This window comes from Segeticoccus sp. (genome assembly GCF_035708005.1).
On sequence record NZ_DASSTI010000162.1, the window covers coordinates 1 to 3,458 of the forward strand.

The following is a 3,458-nucleotide window of genomic DNA, read 5'->3' on the forward strand; positions in this document are numbered from 1 at the left end:
TCGAGGGCGTGGACGGCCTGTTCGTAGGAGCCGGTGCGGTTCTCGCCGGTGAGGCGTCCCACGGCCTCCCACATGCCCTCCACTGCCAGGTAGTGGCGTTCGGGCTGCAGCGGTTCCCCGGCGTACCAGAGCGCGTGCCCGATGTCGCCGAGGGTGCGCACGTCGCCCTCGCGCAGCGTCGCGCGGGTGGAGGAGGATCCGTTGGCGCGGGCCGGCTCCTCCACCGAGCGGGTGGAGTAGGCCGGGGTGCGGGCCTCCAGCGGGTGCAACCCGGCGGGGACCTGGGTGTTGTTGTAGTGCCACTTCACGGCCTTGGTCATCGCCGCCCGAAGCACCTGCAGCCACTGGGTCAGTTGCGGGTCGGGCTCGCCGGGCTTGAACCGTGCCGGGTCGGGAACGAACTGGGCGCGGAACTCCATGGCCCGCACGATCAGCCAACTGAGAAGGTCCGCGCGCAGCTCGGCGCAGTTGTCCACGCTGGCCGGGTAGAGCTTGTGGCAGTGCTGCCGGTAGACCCACCTGACCACGCCGTAGGTGCGGGAGGCGTACTCGGTGTCCGCCGCGGTGTCCGGCGCCGGCCACCACTCGGGGACCACGGGCGTGTCGGCGGGCACGTAGGTCACCGAGCCTCCCTCGCGGTGATGCGGGCCTCCAGCGTGGAGATGGCCCGCTCGAGCTGGTCCAGCTCGCGGCGCAGGTCGCGCATGGTGCGGCGCTGGGCGCGGGTCACCGCTTCTTCCGCTCGTCGTGCCGGCGCCACTCCTCGGCCCCGCAGCGCCGGCACCGGATGTAGGTGGTCGTGACGCCACGGTGGGTGTGGACGTCGGGACGGTCGCAGGTGATGAGGTGCTGGAGCTGGTCAGGCATCAGGCGCTCTCCTCGTCTCGCGTCTCGCCGGTTTCGCGGTTCCACAGGACGGTGCGGCCGGCGATGATGCGGGATTGCCAGGGGTCGGATTCGTCAGGACCCGCGCCGCCCCCTCCTTTACAGGAGGGGGGGCGGGCGTAAGGGTCCCCCTCCGTAAGGGTCGTAAGGGGTGCGTAAGGGTCTGATTCGTGCTCAGCCCGTAGGGGTTTCTCGGCCGCGTAAGGGGGGTACGGCGATTCGGACCCCGTAAGGGTCTCCGTAAGGGTCCAGACGACCGGCTTCTGCCTCGCGTCGTCGCCCTCGTGCCGGGTCAGGTGACCGGACTTGGCGAGCCCATCGAGCTTGCGTCGGGCCTTCATCACCTGTGCCGGTGTCGGGCTCTCCTCGGTGAACAGCGATGCCGCTGCCGCCTTGGCGGTGATGCCGTGATGTCCGGCCGACTTCGCGAGCATGAGCAGATCGGTGGAGTGCCACACGGCCGAGGTGCCGGCGTCGTGGTCGTGCAGGATCTTGAACGGGCCGACCTCCTCGGCCGGTTGCTTGAGGTGTGACCACTCAACGATGGGGTCGCCCGCGGCGCCCCACAGGAGCGCCACCGACCCGGAGCCGGCGCCGATCCAGACCGAGCCGTACAGGTCGGCGAGGGTGGTCGGCTTGGTACCGTTGGCGCCCTTCTTCACCATGTGGTGCAGCTCGAGGACCTCGACACCGTTGGCGAGGCACAGTTGCCGTGCACGGTTGTACCCGGCACCCACCTCGTCGTCGGACAGCCCGATCGCTGCGTCCTTGATCGAGTCGATGACCACCGTGTCGGCCCCGGCGAGTTGAGCCAGCCCGAGCAGCGTCTCGGGATGCTTGGCCACGTCGGCGATCGGGGGTCCGGGCCACACCACGAGCCGGTCGCGCAGCGTCTCCCGCGGCACGTCGGCGAGGGTGCGCCGCAGCGATCGGGCGATCTGGCGGGGGCGGTCCATGGCGAGGTAGAGCACCCGGGAGCCGGTGGGGGCGACGGGCATGCCGAGCACGTCTCCGCCGACGATGCGTGCGCGGGTCACCTGCCCGCACAGTGTGGTCTTGCCGACCCCGGCCGGGCCGGCGATGGTCAATGCCTCACCCTCGGCCCACGCAACCGAGTTGCCTTCGCCCCACACGGCAGGCACCTCGGCCGGAGTGTCGAGGATGAACACGTCACCGGAGACGAGGCGGGACAGGGCCTCGGCGTGCTCGTCGTCCGGCGGTGCCGGTGGTGGCGGCTCGTCCTCGAGCTGCAGCGGCACCAGATCCTCCGACCCATGCCCTGCGGCGATGTGGTCGGCGGCGTCCTTGCCCTCGGCGGCCTGCACGAAGTGCAGCGAGGCGGCCTTGCCGCCGAGGATCTGGCGAACCTTGCCCGCCCACGTCTGACCGGCCTTGTCGCGGTCGACGATGGCCACGACGTGTGCGCCGTGCAGCGGGGAGGCGTCCACCTTGTCGACGTTGGAGCTGCCCTGCGGCGCGGTGGTGGCGACGGCTCCCACCGACTCCAGGGCGTGCACGTCCTTCTCGCCCTCCACGAGGTAGACGGTGGACCCGGCGGCGACGGCCTCTTGGACCTTGGCGAGGCGGTACAGGCTGGGCTGGCCCTTGGTGTTGCCGGACTGCCGGAACTTCTTGTCGGGGGTGCGGTGGACGAGGCGGCCGTCGTCGTAGCGGTAGGTGGCTCCGCGTGGCTCGTCGAACAGGTCGCCCTTGGTGAGGTTGAGCGCGGCCAGCACGTCCTCGGTGTCACAGTTGCCCCAGCACTTCAGCAGCACGCTGCCCTCGATGGCGGTGATGCTCAGGGAGGGGTTGCGGTCCTCGTGTGCGGGGCACTGTGCCATGGTCTGCTGCCCGCGCTGGGTGACGCGGGATCCGCTGTCGCGCAGCCGGTCCAGTAGCCGTTCGTATGCCGTGGCGGTCATCTGCCCACCTCCCGGTCGGCGCACCGGTCGCACAGCCCGCCAGTGAGCAGCAGCCGCGGCGCCGCCTTGTGCATGAGCCCGTGGAACGGCTGGCCGGTGGGCACGTAGCGCCGGCAGCGGTCACAGGTCCGGTCGGATTGCTCACCGTGCCTTCCCGGCTCGGCGAGCGGTGCTATCACGAGGGGTGTGGCGGGATCGCCCAAGTCGATGCCCAGTCGCTCGACTTCACGGGTGCGGCGGGCACTGGTGGAGCGGAGCCAGGCTGAGGGCTCCTGCGGTGTCGTAGGGGAGCTCACGCGGCCCCCCTGTCGTCGTCTCCGCAGACGAGCGCGGCCCACGCGGGCCCGTGCCGTCTCAGCGCATGTGTGCGGACGTAGTCGCCCCAGTAGGCGGAGTCCGCCATCACGCGGCGCCGGATCTCGTCCTCGACGTCGAACTCGGCCCTGCTCGCCTGGCCGTACTCGAAGCCGGCGCGCCACGCCTCGAGGATCGGGTCCTCGGGCAGCGGGGCGCGGCTCACCGCTTCGCGCTCTTGCCGTTGCCGCGGACCATCCGGTCCCAGGCCTTGAACCCGGCCTCGCCGATCTGACCGCCGACCACCTCGAACCACGCGTTATTGACGCGGCGGACGTGGAACGGGCAGACGCCGCG

4 protein-coding genes are annotated in these 3,458 nt (G+C 70.9%); all 4 read right to left on the reverse strand.

The annotated features are described in order from the left end of the window. Positions 1-623 (reverse strand): hypothetical protein (locus tag VFL99_RS15615; protein WP_325107280.1); only part of this gene is annotated, 623 nt, incomplete at its 3' end. A gap of 103 nt (positions 624-726) precedes the next feature. Continuing rightward, entirely contained in the window at positions 727-867 is a 141-nt protein-coding gene (locus VFL99_RS15620; protein WP_325107281.1) for a hypothetical protein, read from the reverse strand. Continuing rightward, positions 867-2,807, reverse strand: coding sequence for an AAA family ATPase (locus VFL99_RS15625; RefSeq protein ID WP_325107282.1), 1,941 nt, complete (start codon positions 2,805-2,807; stop codon positions 867-869). The genes VFL99_RS15620 and VFL99_RS15625 overlap by 1 nt, the downstream gene beginning before the upstream one ends. Before the next feature lie 292 nt (positions 2,808-3,099). After that, entirely contained in the window at positions 3,100-3,327 is a 228-nt protein-coding gene (locus VFL99_RS15630) for a hypothetical protein (RefSeq protein WP_325107283.1), read from the reverse strand. Positions 3,328-3,458: the final 131 nt, after the last annotated feature.